The organism is Leeuwenhoekiella sp. MAR_2009_132 (genome assembly GCF_000687915.1).
In the GTDB taxonomy this organism is placed as follows: domain Bacteria; phylum Bacteroidota; class Bacteroidia; order Flavobacteriales; family Flavobacteriaceae; genus Leeuwenhoekiella.
The window spans coordinates 2,296,618-2,318,059 of record NZ_JHZY01000004.1 but is presented as its reverse complement, the minus strand read 5'-3'; the positions used below and the strand labels follow the sequence as shown (position 1 = coordinate 2,318,059).

General features: G+C 35.6%; 19 protein-coding genes and 5 tRNA genes. 1 reads left to right on the top strand and 23 read right to left on the bottom strand.

Going from position 1 to position 21,442, the window contains the following annotated elements:
* Positions 1–89 precede the first annotated feature (89 nt).
* The 6 genes from P164_RS18755 to P164_RS18520 form a co-directional block, all read right to left on the bottom strand.
* Complete coding sequence (locus tag P164_RS18755) at positions 90–245, bottom strand: hypothetical protein (RefSeq protein WP_159106038.1); 156 nt, start codon at positions 243–245, stop codon at positions 90–92.
* Between the two features lie 4 nt (positions 246–249).
* A complete protein-coding gene (locus tag P164_RS18540) occupies positions 250–459 on the bottom strand; it encodes a hypothetical protein (RefSeq protein ID WP_028377805.1) in 210 nt (69 codons plus the stop codon).
* On the bottom strand, positions 456–767 hold the full coding sequence (locus P164_RS18535; protein WP_028377804.1) for a hypothetical protein: 312 nt from the start codon (positions 765–767) through the stop codon (positions 456–458). Before P164_RS18535 ends, P164_RS18540 begins: the two co-directional genes overlap by 4 nt.
* 406 nt (positions 768–1,173) lie before the next feature.
* The gene (locus tag P164_RS18605; protein WP_125411799.1) at positions 1,174–1,533 is read right to left on the bottom strand and encodes an Ig-like domain-containing protein; all 360 of its coding nucleotides are present in this window, start codon (positions 1,531–1,533) and stop codon (positions 1,174–1,176) included.
* Positions 1,461–3,068 carry a hypothetical protein gene (locus P164_RS18525; RefSeq protein WP_028377802.1) on the bottom strand — a complete coding sequence of 536 codons (1,608 nt, stop codon included), beginning with the start codon at positions 3,066–3,068 and terminating at the stop codon, positions 1,461–1,463. The genes P164_RS18605 and P164_RS18525 overlap by 73 nt, the downstream gene beginning before the upstream one ends.
* 7 nt (positions 3,069–3,075) lie before the next feature.
* A complete protein-coding gene (locus tag P164_RS18520) occupies positions 3,076–3,600 on the bottom strand; it encodes a hypothetical protein (protein WP_028375939.1) in 525 nt (174 codons plus the stop codon).
* Positions 3,601–4,262: 662 nt separating this feature from the next.
* On the opposite strand from P164_RS18520, the gene P164_RS18515 reads away from it, so the two are divergent.
* The gene (locus P164_RS18515) at positions 4,263–5,852 is read left to right on the top strand and encodes a peptide chain release factor 3 (protein WP_028377801.1); all 1,590 of its coding nucleotides are present in this window, start codon (positions 4,263–4,265) and stop codon (positions 5,850–5,852) included.
* 192 nt (positions 5,853–6,044) lie between these two features.
* Here the strand turns inward: P164_RS18515 and P164_RS18510 are convergent, their stop codons facing one another.
* The 17 genes from P164_RS18510 to P164_RS18430 all read right to left on the bottom strand — a co-directional run bounded on the left by P164_RS18510 (position 6,045) and on the right by P164_RS18430 (position 21,320).
* On the bottom strand, positions 6,045–6,359 hold the full coding sequence (locus P164_RS18510; protein WP_028377800.1) for a DUF3467 domain-containing protein: 315 nt from the start codon (positions 6,357–6,359) through the stop codon (positions 6,045–6,047).
* 65 nt (positions 6,360–6,424) lie between these two features.
* Positions 6,425–10,726: a DNA-directed RNA polymerase subunit beta' gene (gene rpoC, locus P164_RS18505; protein WP_028377799.1), complete on the bottom strand. Its 4,302-nt coding sequence runs from the start codon at positions 10,724–10,726 to the stop codon at positions 6,425–6,427.
* A gap of 88 nt (positions 10,727–10,814) precedes the next feature.
* Complete coding sequence (gene rpoB, locus P164_RS18500) at positions 10,815–14,627, bottom strand: DNA-directed RNA polymerase subunit beta (RefSeq protein WP_028377798.1); 3,813 nt, start codon at positions 14,625–14,627, stop codon at positions 10,815–10,817.
* A 188-nt stretch (positions 14,628–14,815) separates the two neighbouring features.
* Positions 14,816–15,190, bottom strand: coding sequence for a 50S ribosomal protein L7/L12 (gene rplL, locus P164_RS18495; RefSeq protein WP_028377797.1), 375 nt, complete (start codon positions 15,188–15,190; stop codon positions 14,816–14,818).
* Between the two features lie 56 nt (positions 15,191–15,246).
* On the bottom strand, positions 15,247–15,768 hold the full coding sequence (gene rplJ / locus P164_RS18490) for a 50S ribosomal protein L10 (RefSeq protein WP_028377796.1): 522 nt from the start codon (positions 15,766–15,768) through the stop codon (positions 15,247–15,249).
* Positions 15,769–15,778: 10 nt separating this feature from the next.
* Positions 15,779–16,477: a 50S ribosomal protein L1 gene (gene rplA, locus P164_RS18485; RefSeq protein ID WP_028377795.1), complete on the bottom strand. Its 699-nt coding sequence runs from the start codon at positions 16,475–16,477 to the stop codon at positions 15,779–15,781.
* A gap of 21 nt (positions 16,478–16,498) precedes the next feature.
* Positions 16,499–16,936 (bottom strand): 50S ribosomal protein L11, encoded by a 438-nt coding sequence (gene rplK / locus P164_RS18480; RefSeq protein WP_028377794.1) that lies wholly within the window; start codon positions 16,934–16,936, stop codon positions 16,499–16,501.
* 69 nt (positions 16,937–17,005) lie between these two features.
* Positions 17,006–17,566 (bottom strand): transcription termination/antitermination protein NusG, encoded by a 561-nt coding sequence (gene nusG, locus P164_RS18475; protein WP_028377793.1) that lies wholly within the window; start codon positions 17,564–17,566, stop codon positions 17,006–17,008.
* A 10-nt stretch (positions 17,567–17,576) separates the two neighbouring features.
* Positions 17,577–17,774, bottom strand: coding sequence for a preprotein translocase subunit SecE (secE, locus tag P164_RS18470; protein WP_028377792.1), 198 nt, complete (start codon positions 17,772–17,774; stop codon positions 17,577–17,579).
* A 109-nt stretch (positions 17,775–17,883) separates the two neighbouring features.
* A tRNA-Trp gene (locus P164_RS18465) sits at positions 17,884–17,956 on the bottom strand.
* A gap of 96 nt (positions 17,957–18,052) precedes the next feature.
* A complete protein-coding gene (gene tuf / locus P164_RS18460) occupies positions 18,053–19,237 on the bottom strand; it encodes an elongation factor Tu (protein ID WP_028377791.1) in 1,185 nt (394 codons plus the stop codon).
* Between the two features lie 138 nt (positions 19,238–19,375).
* Positions 19,376–19,447 (bottom strand) — tRNA-Thr (locus P164_RS18455).
* 178 nt (positions 19,448–19,625) lie between these two features.
* Positions 19,626–19,698, bottom strand: a tRNA-Gly gene (locus tag P164_RS18450).
* Between the two features lie 38 nt (positions 19,699–19,736).
* Positions 19,737–19,819, bottom strand: a tRNA-Tyr gene (locus P164_RS18445).
* Between the two features lie 94 nt (positions 19,820–19,913).
* Positions 19,914–19,987, bottom strand: a tRNA-Thr gene (locus P164_RS18440).
* A gap of 97 nt (positions 19,988–20,084) precedes the next feature.
* Positions 20,085–20,387 carry an HPF/RaiA family ribosome-associated protein gene (locus P164_RS18435; protein ID WP_028377790.1) on the bottom strand — a complete coding sequence of 101 codons (303 nt, stop codon included), beginning with the start codon at positions 20,385–20,387 and terminating at the stop codon, positions 20,085–20,087.
* A 36-nt stretch (positions 20,388–20,423) separates the two neighbouring features.
* On the bottom strand, positions 20,424–21,320 hold the full coding sequence (locus tag P164_RS18430) for a tyrosine-type recombinase/integrase (protein WP_028377789.1): 897 nt from the start codon (positions 21,318–21,320) through the stop codon (positions 20,424–20,426).
* Positions 21,321–21,442 lie beyond the last annotated feature (122 nt).

The following is a 21,442-nucleotide window of genomic DNA, read 5'->3' as shown; positions in this document are numbered from 1 at the left end:
ATTATAAGTAATAAAATCATCTGTTGGATCATTAGGAGTACCTGAGTTATTAACAACTGCAGAACCTACTGCTGGTTGAGATACAATTGTTATAGTTCCTGTTGATGGACCATCAGGGCAAAAATATCATTCTCAAGAACTCTAATGTAACCGGTTTGAATAGGTCTTAAAGGACTTGCCTGAGCCGCATCATCCTGAGCCAAAGGCCTTCCATCATCAACAAAATTATTCTGACAAGTTGACATTAAATTACAACTCTAGTAATTTTATTAAAATCAGGCCACCATCAGCATCACTAATACTTACATAATTTTCAAGATCTGTTTCAGTAATCGTATATGTTACATCTACTAATGCTGAAGGTATTGAAGTTTGATATCTATAGTTACCATTTATATCAGTACTCAAGGTAGCAGAACTTCCATCTGTACCAGTAATATTTACTTTTACACCTCTCAAAGGATCTCACCTTCATCAGAAACATTACCACAGATAACAGGAGCTGTTACTATAGTAGATTGCGGATTTGCATAATTAGCATTTTTGAGAGCTAGTGAATAATACCTGTCGCTATTACCGTTTTCTTTACCTATTGTATAATTAAGTTTTGATTTGCCCTCCCAATAATTACTAAAAGTATAACGAGCATCTGAAGAAATATCCCCTCCAGGTGCAGTAGTAGGATTAATAGCTGTACCGCGTACAGAACCTATTTTTCTTTGAATAGAAATCCGAGTATCTGCCGATTGGTAATACGCATCAGGCAAACTTAACTCTGCATACTCACGGGTTCTCTGACTATCACCATCAATATCAAATGGGTTCCAAAAAATGAAATAACCACCTCATTTCCATAATTCCCTCCACCAGTTACAAATGTGATTTCAAATTCCACACTTTGATCTCCATTTGTAGAACTCTTAATTTGTGGCTGAAAGTTTGCAGGCACACCTTGTCCAGCTACATCTATATTTAATAAAGAAGCACCGTTATTAAATTTAACGATTTTTACAAGTGCATCTATAGGAGAAGGACTATCTGTAAATACATTTGAGAACCTATAAACAGCACCCGGCTGAAGATTAGTCCCAGATATTTTAACCGGATTTACAAAATTAGAATTTTGATAAAATGGAGCACAATCACAATTACGCTGACCCGGGGGAGTAACGATTACATTAGATACTGTAACGTCAACAGTAGCTGTACTCGTATCACCATTTGCATCTTTATTGTATATGTGAAAGAATCTGAACCCACATATCCTAAAGCTGGTGTATATAAAATAGTATCATCAGTAGGATCATTAGGTGTACCATTAGTATCTACAACCGCTGTACCATTTGAAGGATTGCTAGCAACCACAATAGCCTGAGAGGCAGGACCATCACCACCAAAATTATCATTGATAACAACGTCAATATTTAAAGGACTATCAACTTGTGTACTTGCACTATCATTTACCGCAGTTGGCTTACACGCCCACTCGCAACAAGAGTAATACGTGATGGCTGTAAGTTTCCTACAGGACACGCACCTGATAATGCTGAAGATGAAAGTGTTGTTTTTTGAGTGGTATTTTTTACACCTCTATAGTTAGCATTTAATTGTAGATTAAATTGAGTTCCAGCTAGAGAACAATCTGAAGATGCTTTCAAATCAAAACCAACAGAAAGAACAGCATCACCCACTTCAACTATATTATCTGCAAATCCAAAATTTAGCGTTCTTGTTCCTGCTACATAATTAACAGTTACGCCAGCTGGAAGAAGACTTGCATTGGGCACATAATTTACAGAGGAAGGTACTACATATGAAATTGATAAATTTTTCATATCGTCATTACCAAAGTTCTTCACCTGAAAAGTTGCACGAACGGTCTGATCAATAATTAATTCATTTTGAGCTCCTAAATTTGTGGTCAATAATAAAGGAGAAAGCTCTGGCTCATACACTTCAACAGCGAGACCCACCATATATAAACTGTATGTCTCCTGAGTAGAAGTTAATCTTAAAATCGTACTTGTCTGATCATTACCTAGTAGACTATTATTAGGATTATTAAGTGTAAAAACACCTGCATCAAAACCTAATGTATTTGTACTTGCAGGAACTCTATTAGTAACATCCTGACCATATCTGGTAATTTTACTATTAAAAAAGTTATCTTCAGGTCTTAGTGCTGTACTTATATCTGTATAAGAATTAGAAGCATTTCTAATTTGCAATCTATCTCCAGTTAAATCACGATCACCTTCTAAAGCTCCAAATACAACATCAGCATTTACCGCCCCAACAGGAATAGTTCTAAAACCTTCAACACGTATATCGTAATTATTCTCTCCATTATTACGAGTAACATTAGCAAAACCATCAAATATGGTCACATTTCTTGCAGGAAGATTGGTGTTTTCATAAACGACAACAATCTGCCATCCGGCAGAAGCTCCAATAATATCGCCACCATTAGCACCTTGATGACCTATGATCGTTCCGGTTTTGGCTTCGACGTTTGCCACAGTATAACTACCAGTATAATCGCCAATACCTTGAACCAGTGATGTAATATCTTTTACACAAGCATAAGGATCATTAGAAAAATGCTCAGTACGACCTCTATACAAAACTTCATCAGCAGTTACCGTTGTATATGCTGTTTGTCTTGGTAACTTTAGTTTTACCTGATTGTAATTCCAATTAGGTTGATTATCTGAAGAATTTCTATCTCCAGGCTCCTTATCTCCTGCTGTCCAGTACAAATAGACCTTGCGTATAGACACACAAGATCCAGTACCCACAGAACTTAGAGACGCACTACTCGAGTTAAAAGTAGTCACATCTGAATCTATATCTACATAAACATTATCTTGAAAGTTATGATTGCCATCTTCACCTGTATAAGCTGAAGTAGCAGTTCTAGACATGTTATTATTGGCAATGGTAGTAAAATTACCACGCAATGTTTCAGAATAACGCACATCAAATGAGTTCTTAAGCTGAGCCTGCCCAGTAAAAATCCCACCAACAATAAGAAACCCTAAAAGGGAGAGAGTAATTTTTATTTTCATAAGGTTTTTATTTGAAGTTTGATGCGTTCGGATTAAGTTGTTTTATAATCACTGATGCCGCATCGGCGTTTGACCCTTGTGGTGTAGCAATAACTTCCACACAACTCCAAGAGCTATTTTGTATATTATCTTTCTTGATAGTTCTTAAAATAAACTCAGCATTAGAGCCCGCAGCGATATCAATTTTAGATATAGAAACTCCTTCTAATGACAATAATTCAAACTCAACACTTGAACTTGGGAGACTATCTTCATTACACGTAATAGATTTTGCTGATAAACTTAAATTTTCAACTTTTGCAGTAGAATTTTTCAATTTTACAAAATAATCTATCTGTTTTGCAGTTATACCTATACCTTCTTGACGAGTATATTCAATCGTTAATAAACTAGAAGATTGTCCCGGCCCCTCAGATAAGGCATTCTGGGCGTAAAAAATGCTGCTAAACATCATAAATACGGAAATCAGAATTAAGCGAGGTAGATTTGCTAACACAAAAAGGTTATCAAAAACTGAAGTTTTATTATTCATAGTAGGTTAAGTTGTAGATATACGTAAAAAATTACTTTAGCGTTTTAGAACTATTGTAAATAATTTTATAATTTATTTTGAGATAATATCAGAACCTACTTTAAAAGAAGAACCCAATAATACTCTATTAATATAATAAGCCCCGTTCTAAAATTATTCAGAAATAGGGTAATGAACGTATTAAGTTGGGTGGCACAAATATATTAATCGATTAAGTGAATTTATCTATAGCTACACAATATTAGTTGTAATACACGATAGTCGGAAAATCGACACATTATTGTTAATTTTAGTAAGAATTTAGGCTTAAATATCCTACATTTTCAGTGGTTTTCCTCTCAAATTCTCATCAATACAAGCCTCCTAACTTACTTAATTACATGAAATTAGACCTTAAATATGATTTTTAAGGGTTCAAAATTCTCATTAATCAAGAAATAATAATTTCGCTAATTGCAGCTGATTATTTAAACAATTAATCACCCATCAAAATTTAAGTATGGTATTAGATTATATCTAAAATTCGTAAGTCTAAATATTATCAACTAAAAGAATATATGTCCTTTTTATAAAATTCTAATCATAAAAGGTTGAGAGTGATTTAAATGATTTCCAAACTAAATGCTTAACAAATCTTATATTTGCGGTCTTAAATTTTATAAATGAACGTTAAAAAAGAAATAGCACGTAGGCGTACTTTTGGCATAATCTCGCATCCTGATGCCGGTAAAACTACTCTTACTGAAAAACTCTTATTATTTGGTGGAGCTATTCAAGAAGCAGGTGCCGTTAAATCAAATAAAATTAAAAAAGGCGCTACTAGTGACTTTATGGAAATTGAACGCCAAAGAGGTATATCTGTAGCCACATCTGTGCTTGCATTTGAATATAATGGCATTAAAATTAACATATTAGACACCCCAGGGCATAAGGACTTTGCTGAAGATACGTTTAGAACCTTAACGGCGGTAGATAGCGTTATTGTGGTAATTGATGTTGCAAAAGGTGTAGAGGAACAGACAGAAAAGCTTGTTCAGGTATGTAGAATGCGAAAAATACCGATGATCGTATTTATTAACAAATTAGATCGAGAAGGTAAAGATGCATTTGAACTCTTAGATGAAATAGAACAAAAGCTCTCACTTACCGTGACACCACTAAGTTTCCCTATTGGTATGGGTTATGATTTCAAGGGAATTTACAATATTTGGGAGAAAAATATTAATCTCTTTAGTGGTGATAGTCGTAAGAATATAGAAGAAACTATCAATATAAAAGATATACAAACAGAAGAATTAGATCAGTTAATAGGTGAAAAACCTGCTAAAACTTTAAGAGAAGAGTTAGAATTAGTTGAAGGCGTCTACCCTTCATTTGATCAGGAAGCTTATCTCGCAGCAGAACAACAACCCGTATTCTTTGGCTCTGCATTAAATAATTTTGGTGTAAGAGAACTTTTAGATTGTTTTGTAACAATAGCACCTACTCCTAGACCAAAACAAAGTGAAGAAAGAATTGTTAAACCAGATGAAAAAGATTTTACTGGTTTCGTATTCAAAATTCACGCGAATATGGATCCTAAACATAGAGATCGACTTGCTTTCGTGAAGATTGTATCTGGAGTTTTTGAACGAAACACTCCTTATTTACATGTACGAAATGGCAAAAAAGTAAAGTTTTCGAGCCCAAATGCTTTTTTTGCTGAAAAGAAAGAAATAGTTGACATTTCATATCCTGGTGATATTGTAGGTCTTCATGATACCGGTAATTTTAAAATAGGAGATACTTTAACGGAAGGCGAAGAAATTCATTATAAAGGTATCCCAGCCTTCTCTCCTGAACACTTTAGATATATAAATAATGCAGACCCTATGAAGTCTAAACAGCTGGAAAAAGGTATAGACCAGCTAATGGATGAAGGTGTAGCACAGTTATTTACACTCGAATTAAACGGTCGAAAAGTCATAGGCACAGTTGGTGCTCTACAATATGAAGTAATTCAGTACCGATTAGAGCATGAATACGGTGCTAAATGCACTTACGAGCCCCTAAGTGTTCATAAAGCTTGTTGGGTTGAGCCAAATGATTCTAAAAGTGAAGAGTTTAAAGAGTTCATTAGAGTAAAGCAGCGATTTATGGCAAAGGATAAAAGAGGACATCTCGTATTTTTAGCAGACTCTCCTTTTACTTTACAAATGACACAACAAAAATACCCTAACGTCAAACTACATTTTGTTTCAGAGTACAAATAATTATTTTAACGACCCCTGTGCGTTTATAATTCCGTAGACTAACATAAACCTGTAGTTTTTAAAAAAAGCTCTAAAACAAGCTCTAAAAGACTTATGTTTTTTATCTAAATAAGATAATCTTATTGTTACAAACAAATTGATTGGATAATCTTATATTAAAAAAAGCCTAAACAAATGTTTAGGCTTTTTTTATTAAGCTTGACCGGTTGGACCAAAATTAAGAGGCACGGGTTGTTTTTCATAATCTTTTATTTCTCCGTGTGCTTTTTCGAAACGCTTTACATTTTCTTGTAAAGCCTTAGCTAAACGTTTAGCATGTTGTGGTGTTAAAATAATTCGTGATTTTACTTTACTCTTAGGAGTACCGGGCATTATATTTATAAAATCTACTACAAATTCAGAAACCGAGTGATTTATTATTGCCAGATTAGAATATTGTCCCTGAGCAATCGTTTCATCAAGTTCAATATTTAATTGAGGGTTTTGAGCATTTTCATCTTCTGCCATTATAAAATAGTTTAAATAAAAAAAGCAGCTCCATTTCTGAAGCTGCTTTTATATATACAGTTAAATTAATTAAAATTTACTTCTTCCCGAGCTGCATTAAGCTCTTCAAGTTCTTGTTTACTTCCTACGATAATTTTATCGTATCTACGTAAACCAGTACCTGCAGGAATTCTATGTCCAACAATTACATTCTCTTTAAGACCTTCTAAATCATCAATCTTACCACTTACTGCTGCTTCGTTAAGAACCTTAGTCGTTTCCTGGAACGATGCTGCAGATATAAATGATTTTGTTTGAAGTGAAGCTCTAGTAATACCCTGAAGTACTGGAGTTGCAGTTGCTGCAACTACGTCACGAGCGGTAGCTAGAACTTTATCTTCTCTCCTTAAGATTGAATTTTCATCACGTAAATCACGTGGTGAAATTATTTGTCCTGGTTTAAGAGTTGCAGAATCACCAGCCTCTTCAATAACTTTCATTCCAAAAATTGAATCGTTTTCTGTAACGAAATCATCTTTATGAACTAATTGATTTTCTAAGAAGATAGTATCTCCCGGATCTTGAATTCTAACTTTACGCATCATTTGACGTACTACTACTTCAAAATGCTTATCGTTAATTTTCACACCTTGTAAACGATATACTTCTTGTACTTCATTTACAAGATATTGTTGTACAGCAGAAGGACCTTTAATAGATAAAATATCTTCCGGAGTAACAGAACCATCAGATAATGGCATACCTGCTCTCACAAAGTCATTTTCTTGAACAAGAATCTGATTAGATAACTTAACAAGATATTTTTTAACCTCACCAAGTTTAGACTCTACAATAATCTCACGGTTACCTCTTTTAATCTTACCAAAGGAAACAACACCATCAATCTCACTTACAACAGCAGGATTAGAAGGATTACGAGCTTCGAATAATTCAGTAACTCTAGGAAGACCCCCTGTAATATCACCTGCTTTTGCAGATTTACGAGGTATCTTAACTAAGATTTTACCTATTTTAATTTTATCGTCATCGTCAACCATTAAGTGAGCCCCTACAGGTAGGTTATAAGAACGAATAATTTCGTCTTTTTTACCTATAATATGTAAAGTAGGAATCATTCGTTTATTACGAGATTCTGAAATTACTTTTTCCTGGAAACCAGTTTGCTCATCTGTTTCTACCTGATATGTAAGACCTTGTTCAATATTTTCATATTTAATCTTACCGGCAAATTCAGAAATAATAACCCCGTTATATGGATCCCAACTACAAATAACATCACCTTTTGTTACAAGGTCACCGTCTTTTGCAGATAGCTGCGAACCATAAGGAATGTTATTAGTACTTAATAATATACCTGTTTTATTGTCAAATATTTTAGCTTCTGAGGTACGTGATATTACAATTTGTGAAATTGAACCATCTGGAGCTTCACCTTCTACGGTTTTAAGATCTTCAATTTCTAAACGACCGCTAAATTTAACAACCACTTTATTTTCTTCAGAAATGTTACCAGCAATACCTCCCACGTGGAAAGTTCTAAGTGTAAGCTGTGTACCTGGCTCACCAATAGATTGAGCAGCAACAACACCAACAGCCTCACCCATCTGAACCATTTTATTGGTTGCAAGGTTACGACCGTAGCATTTAGAACAAATACCTTTAGTAGCTTCACAAGTCAATGCAGAACGTACTTCTACAGATTCTATAGGAGCTTTAGTTATTTCTGCAGCTAACTCTTCAGTTATCTCTGCTCCGGCTTTAACAATTACCTCACTATCTAATGGGTTAATTACATCATTTAATGCAATACGACCTATTATACGCGCTTCTAAAGTTTCAACAATCTCTTCATTTTTCTTTAAGGCAGAAACTTCTACACCTCTTAAAGTATCACAATCTTCACTATTGATAATTACATCTTGAGAAACATCAACCAGACGACGTGTTAAGTAACCGGCATCTGCTGTTTTAAGAGCTGTATCTGCAAGACCTTTACGAGCACCGTGAGTAGATATAAAGTATTCAAGAATTGAAAGTCCTTCCTTAAAGTTTGAAAGAATAGGGTTTTCAATAATAGCACCACCTCCATCATTTGACTTCTTAGGCTTAGCCATCAAACCACGCATCCCTGTTAACTGGCGAATCTGTTCTTTTGAACCCCTCGCACCAGAATCAAGCATCATATATACAGAGTTAAATCCTTGCTGATCTTCGCGAATACGCTTCATAGCAAGCTCTGTTAACGATGCGTTAGTTGACGTCCAAACATCAATAACCTGATTGTAACGTTCAGAGTTGGTAATAAGACCCATATTGTAGCTAGACATAATACCATCTACCTGTGTATTGGCCTCGTCAATCATTTCATATTTTTCTTTAGGAATTATAATATCCCCAAGTGAGAAAGAAAGACCACCTCTAAATGCAAATGTGTAACCTAGCGTTTTAATACTATCTAAGAATTCTGCAGTACGCGGAACGTTAGTTAATTTTAAAATACGAGCAATTACATCTCTAAGTGACTTTTTTGTCAATACTTCGTTGATGTAACCTGCCTCTTCTGGAACACTCTCATTAAATAATACACGTCCTACAGTACTATCAATAATTTGAGAAACTAGTTTTCCTTCCTCGTTAAAATCTTTAGTACGTATTTTAATCATAGCGTTAATATTAACACGCTTTTGATTATGTGCAATTACAACTTCTTCTGGGCTATAAAATGTGATCCCTTCACCTAATATAGGATGTTCAGGAGTACTCTTACGCGCCTTAGTCATATAATAAAGACCAAGAACCATATCCTGTGAAGGTACCGTAATTGGAGCACCGTTTGCAGGGTTTAAAATGTTGTTTGAAGCAAGCATTAACATCTGAGCCTCTAGAATTGCTTCTGGCCCTAATGGTAAATGCACTGCCATCTGATCTCCATCAAAATCGGCGTTAAATGCTGTACAAACTAACGGATGTAATTGTATCGCCTTACCTTCAATAAGTTTTGGCTGAAATGCCTGTATACCTAAACGGTGAAGTGTAGGAGCACGGTTTAGCAATACTGGATGTCCTTTAAGTACATTTTCCAGAATATCCCAAACTACCGGCTCTTTCTTATCTATAATCTTTTTAGCAGACTTTACAGTTTTTACAATACCACGCTCAATTAGTTTTCTAATTACGAAAGGCTTGTAAAGTTCGGCAGCCATATCTTTAGGAAGACCGCACTCATAAAGTTTTAATTCTGGTCCAACAACAATTACAGAACGCGCAGAATAATCAACACGTTTACCAAGTAAGTTTTGACGGAAACGACCTTGCTTCCCTTTCAATGAATCTGAAAGTGATTTTAAAGGTCTGTTAGAATCTGTTTTAACTGCAGATGATTTACGTGTGTTATCAAATAAAGAGTCAACAGCTTCCTGAAGCATACGTTTCTCATTACGTAAAATAACTTCAGGAGCTTTGATTTCCATCAAACGCTTTAAACGGTTATTACGAATAATAACACGACGGTATAAATCATTTAAATCTGAAGTTGCAAAACGACCACCATCAAGAGGTACTAATGGACGTAATTCTGGTGGAATTACAGGAATCACTTTCATAATCATCCATTCTGGAAGATTCTCGCGATTTTTATTAGCATCTCGTAAAGACTCAACTACCTGAAGGCGTTTTAATGCTTCCGTTTTACGTTGTTTTGAAGTCTCATTGTTAGCCTTATGACGTAAATCATAAGACAGCTCATCAAGATTGATTCTCTTTAAAAGCTCAATTAAACATTCTGCACCCATTTTAGCGATAAACTTATTAGGATCGCTATCATCTAGATACATATTTTCTTGAGGTATAGACTCAAGAACATTTAGATATTCCTCTTCAGTAAGGAAATCCATTTTCTTTAAATCTTCACCTTCTTCACTCTTAGCTATACCTGGCTGTATTACTACATAGCGCTCATAATAGATAATCATATCTAATTTCTTAGACGGAAGACCTAATATGTACCCTATTTTATTTGGCAAACTTCTAAAGTACCAGATGTGAGCAACAGGCACAACAAGATTGATGTGACCTACACGATCTCTACGTACTTTCTTTTCTGTAACTTCAACACCACAACGGTCACATACAATACCCTTGTAACGTATACGTTTGTACTTTCCACAAGCACACTCATAATCCTTAACAGGACCAAAGATACGCTCACAGAACAAACCGTCACGTTCTGGTTTGTGAGTACGGTAATTTATAGTTTCTGGTTTTAACACCTCTCCGCGCGATTCAGCCAAAATTGCTTCAGGAGACGCAAGACCAATAGAGATTTTATTAAACCTCTTCACTGCATTCTTATCATTATCTCTTGCCATAATACCTTATGTCGAAAATTATTCTTTTTACTATCCTTTGATATTCATAATAAGTTCCGCTTCCTAAGAAGCGGAACTTATAAAATATCTAATCTTCTAGACGTATGTCTAGTCCAAGACCTTTAAGCTCGTGCATTAATACGTTAAACGATTCTGGTAATCCCGGTTCTGGCATAGGCTCTCCTTTAACAATACTTTCGTATGTTTTAGCTCTTCCTATTACATCATCAGATTTTACGGTTAGAATCTCACGTAATGTTGCTGAAGCTCCATAAGCCTCAAGCGCCCAAACTTCCATCTCTCCAAAACGCTGACCACCAAACTGTGCTTTACCACCTAACGGTTGTTGCGTAATTAATGAATATGGTCCTATTGAACGAGCATGCATCTTATCATCAACCATGTGACCCAGTTTAAGCATGTAAATCACACCTACTGTTGCAGCCTGATCAAAACGCTCTCCTGTACCACCATCGTATAAGTACGTATGACCAAAACGTGGTATACCAGCTTCATCTGTAAGTTCATTAATCTGATCTAAAGTAGCACCATCAAATATTGGAGTTGCATACTTACGACCTAATTTTTGACCTGCCCATCCGAGAACAGTTTCATAAATCTGTCCAATGTTCATACGAGAAGGTACACCAAGTGGGTTCAATACGATATCTACTGGTGTTCCGTCTTCTAAGAAAGGCATATCTTCTTCACGCACTATACGTGCAACAATACCTTTGTTACCGTGACGGCCCGCCATTTTATCACCTACTTTCAACTTACGTTTTTTGGCGACGTATACTTTAGCAAGTTTTATAATTCCTGCAGGTAACTCATCACCTACTGAAATTGTAAATTTCTCACGACGTAAATTTCCTTGAAGATCATTTTCTTTGATACGGTAATTGTGTAACAAGTCTGCGATCATAACGTTAGTTGTATCGTCAGTTGTCCAGGTACCTTGATTTAAATGCGTATAGTCTTCAACAGAATTAAGCATTTTTAAAGTGAATTTCTTTCCTTTTGGAAGAATCTCTTCACCTAAATCATTCTTAACACCCTGAGCTGTTTTTCCATTAACTAAATGGAATAACTTATCAACTAAAACAGCTTTAAGATCATCAAATTTTTGATCGTACTCAGCCTCTAGAGCAGAAATATCTTCTTTATCTTTTGCTCTCTTACGCTTATCTTTTATTGCACGTGCAAAAAGTTTCTTTTGAATAACAACCCCTCTTAAAGAAGGAGAAGCTTTTAAAGATGCATCTTTAACATCACCTGCTTTATCACCAAATATTGCACGAAGAAGTTTTTCTTCTGGAGTTGGGTCAGACTCTCCTTTAGGAGTAATCTTACCTATTAAAATATCTCCAGGCTTCACTTCTGCACCTATACGTATCATTCCGTTTTCATCGAGGTCTTTAGTAGCCTCTTCAGAAACGTTAGGAATGTCATTAGTTAATTCTTCATTACCTAATTTAGTATCACGTACATCAAGTGAATACTCATCAACGTGAATTGATGTAAATATATCTTCACGTACTACTTTTTCAGAAATTACGATTGCATCCTCAAAGTTATACCCTTTCCAAGGCATAAAGGCTACTTTCATATTACGACCTAAAGCTAGTTCCCCGGCTTCGGTAGCATATCCCTGACAAAGAACCTGACCCTTTTTAACACGATCACCTCTACTTACAATAGGTTTCAGGTTAATAGAAGTACTCTGGTTTGTCTTACGGAATTTTATTAACTGATATGTTTTGCTATCACCTTCAAAACTAACCATACGCTCTTCTTCGGTACGATCATATTTGATAGTAATTTCATTTGCATCTACATATTCTACCTCACCATCACCTTCTGCATTTATCAATACACGTGAATCAGAAGCTACCTGACGCTCAAGACCTGTTCCTACAATAGGAGAATCTACTCGTAAAAGTGGTACTGCCTGACGCATCATGTTTGATCCCATCAACGCACGGTTTGCATCATCATGTTCCAGGAATGGAATTAAAGATGCTGAAATAGAAGCAATCTGGTTAGGAGATACATCGGCATAATGAACTGTATTAGGTTCAACAACCGGGAAGTCACCCTCCATACGAGCAATAACTTTCTCTTCAGTGATTGACCCATCATCAGTCATTGGGTTGTTTGCCTGCGCAATCAACATACCTTCTTCTTCCTCTGCACTTAAATATCTCGGTTCAGTTTCTAAATCAATTTTTCCATTAGTAACTGTACGATATGGTGTTTCAATGAATCCCATATTATTAACCTTAGCATAAACAGCTAAAGAAGAGATCAAACCAATGTTTGGCCCTTCAGGAGTTTCAATAGGACAAAGACGACCATAATGCGTATAATGTACATCTCGAACCTCAAAACCTGCACGCTCACGAGAAAGACCACCGGGTCCTAATGCCGAAAGACGACGCTTGTGCGTAATCTCTGCAAGAGGATTAGTTTGATCCATAAATTGAGATAACTGGTTTGTACCGAAGAATGAATTGATTACAGACGAAAGTGTTTTCGCATTAATCAAATCAATAGGAGTAAAAACCTCATTATCACGTACATTCATTCGCTCACGAATTGTACGAGCCATACGTGCTAAACCAACACCAAATTGAGTTGATAATTGTTCACCTACAGTACGTACACGACGGTTAGAAAGGTGATCAATATCATCAATCTCTGCCTTAGAGTTAATAAGCTCAATCAAATACTTAACTATAGTAATGATATCTTGTTTGGTAAGCACTTGCTTATCCATCCCTATATCAAGACCTAGTTTCTTATTCATTCTATAACGACCTACCTCACCTAAATTGTAACGTTGATCACTAAAGAATAACTTGTCTATAATACCACGAGCTGTTTCCTCATCTGGTGGCTCGGCATTACGCAGTTGACGGTATATATGTTCTACTGCCTCTTTTTCTGAGTTAGTAGGATCCTTTTGTAAAGTATTATGGATAATCGCATAGTCACCTAGTTGATTATCTTCTTTATGAAGAAGAATAGTTTTAGCACCAGCATCTAAAATCTCATCTACATGTTCTTTTTCAAGAATTGTATCACGATCTAAAACAATTTCATTACGTTCTATAGATACCACTTCTCCAGTATCTTCATCAACGAAATCTTCATGCCAAGTATTAAGAACACGAGCAGCAAGTTTGCGACCTAAGTATTTCTTAAGACCGGTTTTTGAAACTTTAACCTCTTCTGCAAGGTCAAATATTTCAAGAATATCTTTATCACGTTCAAATCCAATTGCACGGAAAAGTGTTGTAACAGGTAATTTTTTCTTACGATCAATGTAAGCATACATTACACTATTAATATCTGTAGCAAATTCAATCCAAGAACCCTTAAAAGGAATTACTCGAGCTGAATAAAGCTTGGTACCATTAGCATGAAAAGACTGGCCAAAGAAAACACCAGGTGAACGGTGTAATTGAGAAACCACCACACGCTCAGCTCCATTGATACAAAAAGTACCACTTGGCGTCATGTATGGTATAGTACCCAGATATACATCCTGTACTATAGTTTCAAAATCTTCGTGCTCATCATCAGTACAGTATAATTTTAAACGGGCTTTTAAAGGAACGCTATACGTTAAGCCTCGTTCGATACATTCTTGAATAGAGTATCTAGGCGGATCTACAAAGTAATCCAAAAATTCTAGTACAAAGTTATTACGGGTATCCGTAATTGGGAAATTCTCTAGAAATGTGTTGTAAAGTCCTTCATTTCCTCTTTCTTCAGACTTGGTCTCTAATTGAAAGAAATCTTGGAAGGATTTAATCTGGATATCCAAAAAGTCAGGATACTCAGGTCTGTTCTTTACCGATGAGAAATTCAGTCTTTCAGCTTGTTTTGCTTGCATCTTCAACGAACGGAATTTAATTAAAATAAATTAAAGATCTGTAAAATCAGATCTATTGATCTCTTAACATAAGAAATCTAAGGCAATAATAGTCGTAAATAATAGGAAAACCTTATATACGACAAATGGTTTAGGTCTATTTCGACAAATCGAAAAGACCTAAACCCTTGTAATTATAAATGCTAAGCTTACTTAAGCTCAACTTCAGCACCAGCTTCTTCTAACTGAGCTTTAATAGCTTCAGCTTCATCTTTAGCGATACCTTCTTTTATTGGACTAGGAGCATTGTCAACTAATTCTTTTGCTTCTTTAAGACCAGCACCAGTTAATTCTTTAACTAATTTTACTACTGCAAGTTTAGAACCACCAGCTGCCTTAAGAATTACATTAAATTCTGTTTGCTCTTCAGCGGCATCCTCACCACCACCAGCAGGACCAGCCATAGATACAGCAGCTGCTGCAGGCTCGATACCATACTCGTCTTTTAAAATAGTAGCTAACTCATTTACTTCTTTTACAGTTAAGTTAACTAGTTGTTCTGCGAAATCTTTTAAATCTGCCATTTCTATCGTTTTAAAAAAAAATTATTCTATTATTATTATTTGTGCGTACGTAATTATTAACCTTCCTTCTCAGAAAGAGTCTTAAGAAGACCTGCGATTGTTTGACCTCCTGACTTAAGAGCGCCAATTACATTCTTAGCAGGTGATTGAAGAAGACCTATAATCTCTCCTACAAGCTCTTCCTTAGATTTAATATCAACTAGAGCATCTAATTGATCATCACCTATGTAAATCGCTTCTTCTATAAATGCTCCTTTAAGTAAAGGTTTTTTAGATTTCTTACGAAATTCTTTGATTACCTTTGCTGGTGCATTTCCTGTTTCAGCAAGCATTATAGATGTATTACCTTTTAAGATAGAAGGTAATTCACCAAAATCTTTATCTGAACTTTCCATTGCCTTTGCAAGCAATGTATTTTTAACCACGGCTAGCTTAACGTTTGCTTTAAAGCAAGCTCTTCTTAATCTAGAAGTACTTTCTGCATTTAAGCCAGAAATATCTGCTAAATATATATGAGCACTATCAGCTAACTGCGCAGTCAAATCTTCTATTACTTGTGATTTTTCTTCTCTTGTCATAATTTAACTTTTACTGCTCAGCAAAACGTTTTGAATCTACTTGAACGCTAGGACTCATAGTACTAGACATAAAGATGCTTTTTATATAAACACCTTTTGCTGCAGTAGGTTTCAATTTTACTAATGTGGTTATCAATTCTCTTGCATTATCAGCTATTTTTTCAGCATCAAAAGATGCCTTACCTATAGCAGCATGTACAATACCAGTCTTATCAACCTTAAAATCTATTTTACCAGCTTTCACATCAGATACAGCTTTTGCTACATCCATAGTTACAGTACCAGTTTTTGGGTTAGGCATTAAACCACGAGGACCTAATACACGTCCTAATGGACCTAATTTACCCATAACACTTGGCATAGTGATGATAACATCAACATCTGTCCAACCGTTTTTAATTTTCTCAAGATATTCATCAAGACCTACAAAGTCAGCTCCAGCTTCTTTAGCTTCTGCTTCTTTATCTGGAGTTACCAGAGCAAGAACCTTAACATCTTTACCAGTTCCATGAGGAAGCGTTACCACACCACGAACCATTTGGTTCGCTTTACGTGGATCTACGTTAAGACGTACAGCCAAATCAACAGAAGGATCAAAATTAACTTTGCTTACTTCTTTTATTAAAGCAGATGCTTCGGCTAATGTATAAGTAGAACTACTGTCTACTTTAGCGCGAGCCTCTTTTTGCTTTTTTGTTACTTTTGCCATTTTAAATTGCTTTTTTGGATGTTAAAAAGGAGCTTGTCCTTTTACAGTTATTCCCATAGACCTTGCAGTACCTGCAACCATCTTCATTGCGCTTTCAATTGTAAAAGCGTTTAAGTCTGGCATCTTGTCTTCTGAGATAGCTTTAATTTGATCCCATGTTACGCTAGCAACTTTTTTACGGTTAGGCTCACCAGAACCTCCTTTGATCTTAGCTGCTTCCATTAATTGGATGGCAGCTGGTGGTGTTTTTACCACAAAGTCAAAAGACTTATCACCGTAAACAGTGATAGCTACAGGCAATATTTTACCGGCCTTATCTTGTGTTCTAGCATTAAACTGCTTACAGAACTCCATGATGTTAACTCCGGCAGCACCTAAAGCTGGTCCAACAGGTGGGGAAGGGTTTGCAGCACCTCCCTTAACTTGCAACTTAACAACCTTACTTATTTCTTTTGCCATTTTTAAAAATTTAGTTTGATACGTTCTTTAGTGGAAGCAGTAGAACAATATCTAATATATGTGTAACACTTATACTTTCTCAACTTGCATGTAACTCAATTCTAATGGTGTTTTTCTTCCGAAAATCTTAACCATAACTTCAAGCTTACGTTTTTCTTCATTCACTTTCTCAACAGTACCATTGAAGCCATTAAAAGGACCATCAATTACTTTTACCGTTTCTCCTATTACAAAAGGAATAGCTACACTGTCAGATTTAACAGATAACTCATCTACTTTACCTAGCATTCTATTAACCTCAGAAATTCTAAGTGGCACAGGATCTCCTCCTTTAGTCTCACCCAGAAAGCCGATAACTCCATTTATAGATTTTATCATGTGAGTCACCTCACCACCAAGATTTGCGTGAATCATTATGTAACCAGGAAAATAAACACGCTCCTTATTAATTTTCTTTCCGTTACGAATTTGAATTACTTTCTCTGTAGGAACGAGTACTTGCTCAATGTAATCTTCAAGGTTGAATCTAGAAATTTCCTGTTCTATATAACCCTTTACTTTATTTTCTTGACCACTTACGGCCCTTACCACGTACCAGTCTTTATCTTTGGTATTGTTTGCTATAGCCATTGTGATTGTTTTAAGCTCCTACCAGATTAAAATATGCCTTGATAGCTCTACTAAAAACAGTATCAACACCCCAAATCGCTAACGAAAAAACTATTGTAAAAACAGCAACCACAACAGTTAAACGTTGTGCCTCAGAAAGTGGAGTCCAGGTTACGTGATTTTTCAATTCGTTATAAGACTCTTGAATGTAATTAATTAATCCAGCCATATTATTATTTGTGATTTATAAGGCTTTATACCTTTTAAACTAACTACCGCTATTATATTACGATAGCTTAAATTTCATTAAAAAATGCTCTAAATTTCTAATGATTTTGCACGGGCTGAGAGGCTCGAACTCCCGACACCTGGTTTTGGAGACCAGTGCTCTACCAACTGAGCTAAGCCCGTATTTAAAAGAATAAAATCAACTCCTATCCTCTTAATAAAAATCAAGGCATCCGTAGAAACGGACGCCTTAATCTTATAAATTATAATCCGTAATTACTATAATATTTCAGTTACCTGACCAGCACCTACAGTTCTACCACCTTCACGGATAGCGAAACGTAGACCTACACTCATAGCGATTGGCTGAATTAACTCTACAGTAATTGTTAAGTTATCTCCTGGCATTACCATCTCTACTCCTTCTGGAAGAGCAATGTTACCAGTTACATCAGTAGTACGAACGTAGAACTGTGGACGGTAGTTATTATGGAATGGAGTGTGACGACCACCTTCTTCTTTTTTCAAGATATAAACCTCTGCCTTAAACTTAGCGTGTGGCTTAACAGAACCTGGCTTCACAATAACCATACCTCTAGTTATTTGTGATTTTTCAATACCTCTTAAAAGGATACCTACGTTATCACCAGCTTCACCTCTATCTAATATTTTACGGAACATTTCAACCCCAGTAATAGTAGAAGTAAGTTTTTCAGCACCCATACCAATAATCTCAACAGGATCTCCAGTATTAGCTACACCTGTTTCAATACGACCAGTTGCAACAGTACCACGACCAGTAATAGAGAATACATCTTCGATAGGCATTAAGAAAGGCTTATCAACATCACGAGCAGGAAGTTCGATCCAGCTATCTACAGCTTCCATAAGCTCCATAACTTTATCAACCCATACTTGCTCACCATTTAAAGCACCTAAAGCAGAACCTTGTACAACAGGACCATTATCACCATCATAGTCATAGAAACTAAGAAGATCTCTTACTTCCATTTCTACTAATTCAAGTAATTCTTCATCATCAACCATATCCACTTTATTCATGAATACAACGATACGAGGAATACCTACCTGACGACCTAAAAGGATGTGCTCACGAGTTTGTGGCATAGGACCATCTGTTGCAGCAACAACAAGAATAGCACCATCCATTTGAGCAGCACCAGTTACCATGTTCTTAACATAATCCGCGTGACCTGGACAGTCAACGTGAGCATAGTGACGGTTAGCTGTAGAATATTCTACGTGTGAAGTGTTAATAGTAATACCTCTTTCTTTTTCCTCAGGAGCGTTGTCAATAGAGTCAAAACTTCTCATTTCAGAAAGACCTGCGTTAGCAAGTACAGTAGTAATAGCAGCAGTTAAGGTAGTTTTACCGTGGTCAACGTGCCCTATAGTACCAATATTTAAGTGAGGTTTGGAACGATCAAATGTTGCCTTTGCCATGATTTAAATAATTTTAATCTTAGTTATTATTAGTGTTTAATTTTTAAACTTACCTGACACGCTGATTATAGATTCTTTACTAAACGCAAAAAACCGAGCGTAAAAATACACTCGTTTAATTAGCAGCGACTGCTATTGAGCCAACGACGGGATTTGAACCCGTGGCCTCTTCCTTACCAAGGAAACGCTCTACCCCTGAGCTACGTCGGCTTAGAATATACCCTATAAACAAGACCGAAGTCTGAATTACCCAGGGCTGACCTTCTCAGCTAAAGGGCTCATAAAAGCCATAAATGACTACAACCAAAGCCTATCAGATTTGGTTTAATAAAAATTGAAAAATATTCTTCAATTTTAATTGTGATTAATTTAATCAATCACAACTTAGAGCGGGAGACCGGGTTCGAACCGGCGACATTCAGCTTGGAAGGCTGACGCTCTACCAACTGAGCTACTCCCGCATAAACTTTTAAATAAATTAAAAGTTTTGCATTAAATGTGGGGAGAGCAGGATTCGAACCTGCGAAGTCGTAAAACAACAGAGTTACAGTCTGTCCTCGTTGGCCGCTTGAGTATCTCCCCAATATTGGTAAATCAATATTTCAAAAAACGCTTTTACCGCGCTTAGCGCAAGTTTAATAAATCCTAAGAGAATTAAAAAACTTAGTTTTAAAAGAGCCGATGGAGGGACTCGAACCCACGACCTGCTGATTACAAATCAGCTGCTCTAGCCAGCTGAGCTACATCGGCTTTTATTACTTTTTCAAGTGTAAAAAACTCCGCTATTTCTAACGGAGTGCAAATGTAAAACAAATTTTAGATTGACAAAACCTTTTTTCATTTTTTTTTACGCAACTGCTCTATTTTTTTCCTTATTTCTAATTAATAAACGCTCTAAAGAGCTCGCACAATTATAAGCACCTTCCTCGAAAGACTTAGCTTGTTTTTTAACAATCAACTCGTTACCGGGAATACTCAGTAAAATTTCTACAATTTTGTTATCCCTACCACTAGTTTTCTGAACTTTTAAAAAAATATCAGCATAAATTATCTGATCGTGAAATTGTTCGAGCTTATCCATCTTCTTTTGAATAAAATTGATCAATTTTTGATCTGCTACAAAGTTTGGGGTTTGAACATTTACTTTCATAGGTTTGGGTTTAAAAGTTACTTATTTAGAAATAAATTACTGCTTTTTAATATTGCGAGGATGTGCATTTTTATAAACCTTACCTAGTTCTGCAATACTTGAGTGTGTATAAACTTGAGTTGCAGCCAGACTAGAATGCCCTAACAATTCTTTTACAGCATTTAAATCTGCGCCATTATTAAGCAAATGAGTTGCAAATGTATGCCTAAGCATATGAGGACTCGTTTTTGTTTTTTTAGACGCTTCACTAAAGTAGCGATTTATAATTCGGTAAACAAAGGTTTCATACAATTTATCGCCCTTATCTGTAAGTAACAAATAAGGCAAATCAACTGAACCCCAGCTTACTAACCTTACACTTAAATATTTTTTTAAAATATTCTCCAGCCAATTTATTAAAGGTATTAATCGCTCTTTATTTCTTTTACCAAGTACTTTAATTGTGCCCGTTGAAAAATCTATATCAGAAAGTTTCAAATTTATTAATTCACTTCTACGCATTCCAGTAGCATAAAAGAGCGTTATTATTGTAAAATCTCTGATTGATTTAAAATCATCTGCTTCACCTAAACCCTGGAGAACAGCATTAACTTCACTTTGAGAAAACGGAATCTGAATCTCTTTTTTTATTTTTAAAGATTTATGTTTTGCCAATGGCGAAATTTCAACATCACCTATTTTTTGTAGAAATTTAAAATACGCCTTTAACGAGGCTATTTTTCTATTAATACTCCTGTGAGTTAAATCCCTTTCCGAAAGATGCGCGACATAGGCTCTAACATAAGAATAAACAACATCTTTAGCATCTTCAACACCATATTGAATGGCTATAAATTGAAAGAAATCATTTATATCGCCACTATAAGCCAAGATTGTATGCGAACTGTAATTACACTCAAATTCTAAATAATCTAAAAAGGCTTTTGTGTTCATGATATACTTAAGGAGAGAAAGATACTAAAACAAGAAAAATCCGCTAAGATAAATCTTAACGGATTTTTTATTTTGTGAAAGAGGGTTAGTCTCTCTGTTAATAATCCTATGTAAGAATAAAA

Excerpts from the sequence above, each read along its gene's own strand:
- P164_RS18755 (WP_159106038.1), bottom strand. The coding sequence starts at position 245 with ATGTCAACTTGTCAGAATAATTTTGTTGATGATGGAAGGCCTTTGGCT.
- P164_RS18525 (WP_028377802.1), bottom strand. The coding sequence starts at position 3,068 with ATGAAAATAAAAATTACTCTCTCCCTTTTAGGGTTTCTTATTGTTGGT.
- P164_RS18520 (WP_028375939.1), bottom strand. The coding sequence starts at position 3,600 with ATGAATAATAAAACTTCAGTTTTTGATAACCTTTTTGTGTTAGCAAAT.
- P164_RS18515 (WP_028377801.1), top strand. The coding sequence starts at position 4,263 with ATGAACGTTAAAAAAGAAATAGCACGTAGGCGTACTTTTGGCATAATC.
- P164_RS18510 (WP_028377800.1), bottom strand. The coding sequence starts at position 6,359 with ATGGCAGAAGATGAAAATGCTCAAAACCCTCAATTAAATATTGAACTT.
- rpoC (WP_028377799.1), bottom strand. The coding sequence starts at position 10,726 with ATGGCAAGAGATAATGATAAGAATGCAGTGAAGAGGTTTAATAAAATC.
- rpoB (WP_028377798.1), bottom strand. The coding sequence starts at position 14,627 with ATGCAAGCAAAACAAGCTGAAAGACTGAATTTCTCATCGGTAAAGAAC.
- rplL (WP_028377797.1), bottom strand. The coding sequence starts at position 15,190 with ATGGCAGATTTAAAAGATTTCGCAGAACAACTAGTTAACTTAACTGTA.
- rplJ (WP_028377796.1), bottom strand. The coding sequence starts at position 15,768 with ATGACAAGAGAAGAAAAATCACAAGTAATAGAAGATTTGACTGCGCAG.
- rplA (WP_028377795.1), bottom strand. The coding sequence starts at position 16,477 with ATGGCAAAAGTAACAAAAAAGCAAAAAGAGGCTCGCGCTAAAGTAGAC.
- rplK (WP_028377794.1), bottom strand. The coding sequence starts at position 16,936 with ATGGCAAAAGAAATAAGTAAGGTTGTTAAGTTGCAAGTTAAGGGAGGT.
- nusG (WP_028377793.1), bottom strand. The coding sequence starts at position 17,566 with ATGGCTATAGCAAACAATACCAAAGATAAAGACTGGTACGTGGTAAGG.
- secE (WP_028377792.1), bottom strand. The coding sequence starts at position 17,774 with ATGGCTGGATTAATTAATTACATTCAAGAGTCTTATAACGAATTGAAA.
- tuf (WP_028377791.1), bottom strand. The coding sequence starts at position 19,237 with ATGGCAAAGGCAACATTTGATCGTTCCAAACCTCACTTAAATATTGGT.
- P164_RS18435 (WP_028377790.1), bottom strand. The coding sequence starts at position 20,387 with ATGAAAGTAAATGTTCAAACCCCAAACTTTGTAGCAGATCAAAAATTG.
- P164_RS18430 (WP_028377789.1), bottom strand. The coding sequence starts at position 21,320 with ATGAACACAAAAGCCTTTTTAGATTATTTAGAATTTGAGTGTAATTAC.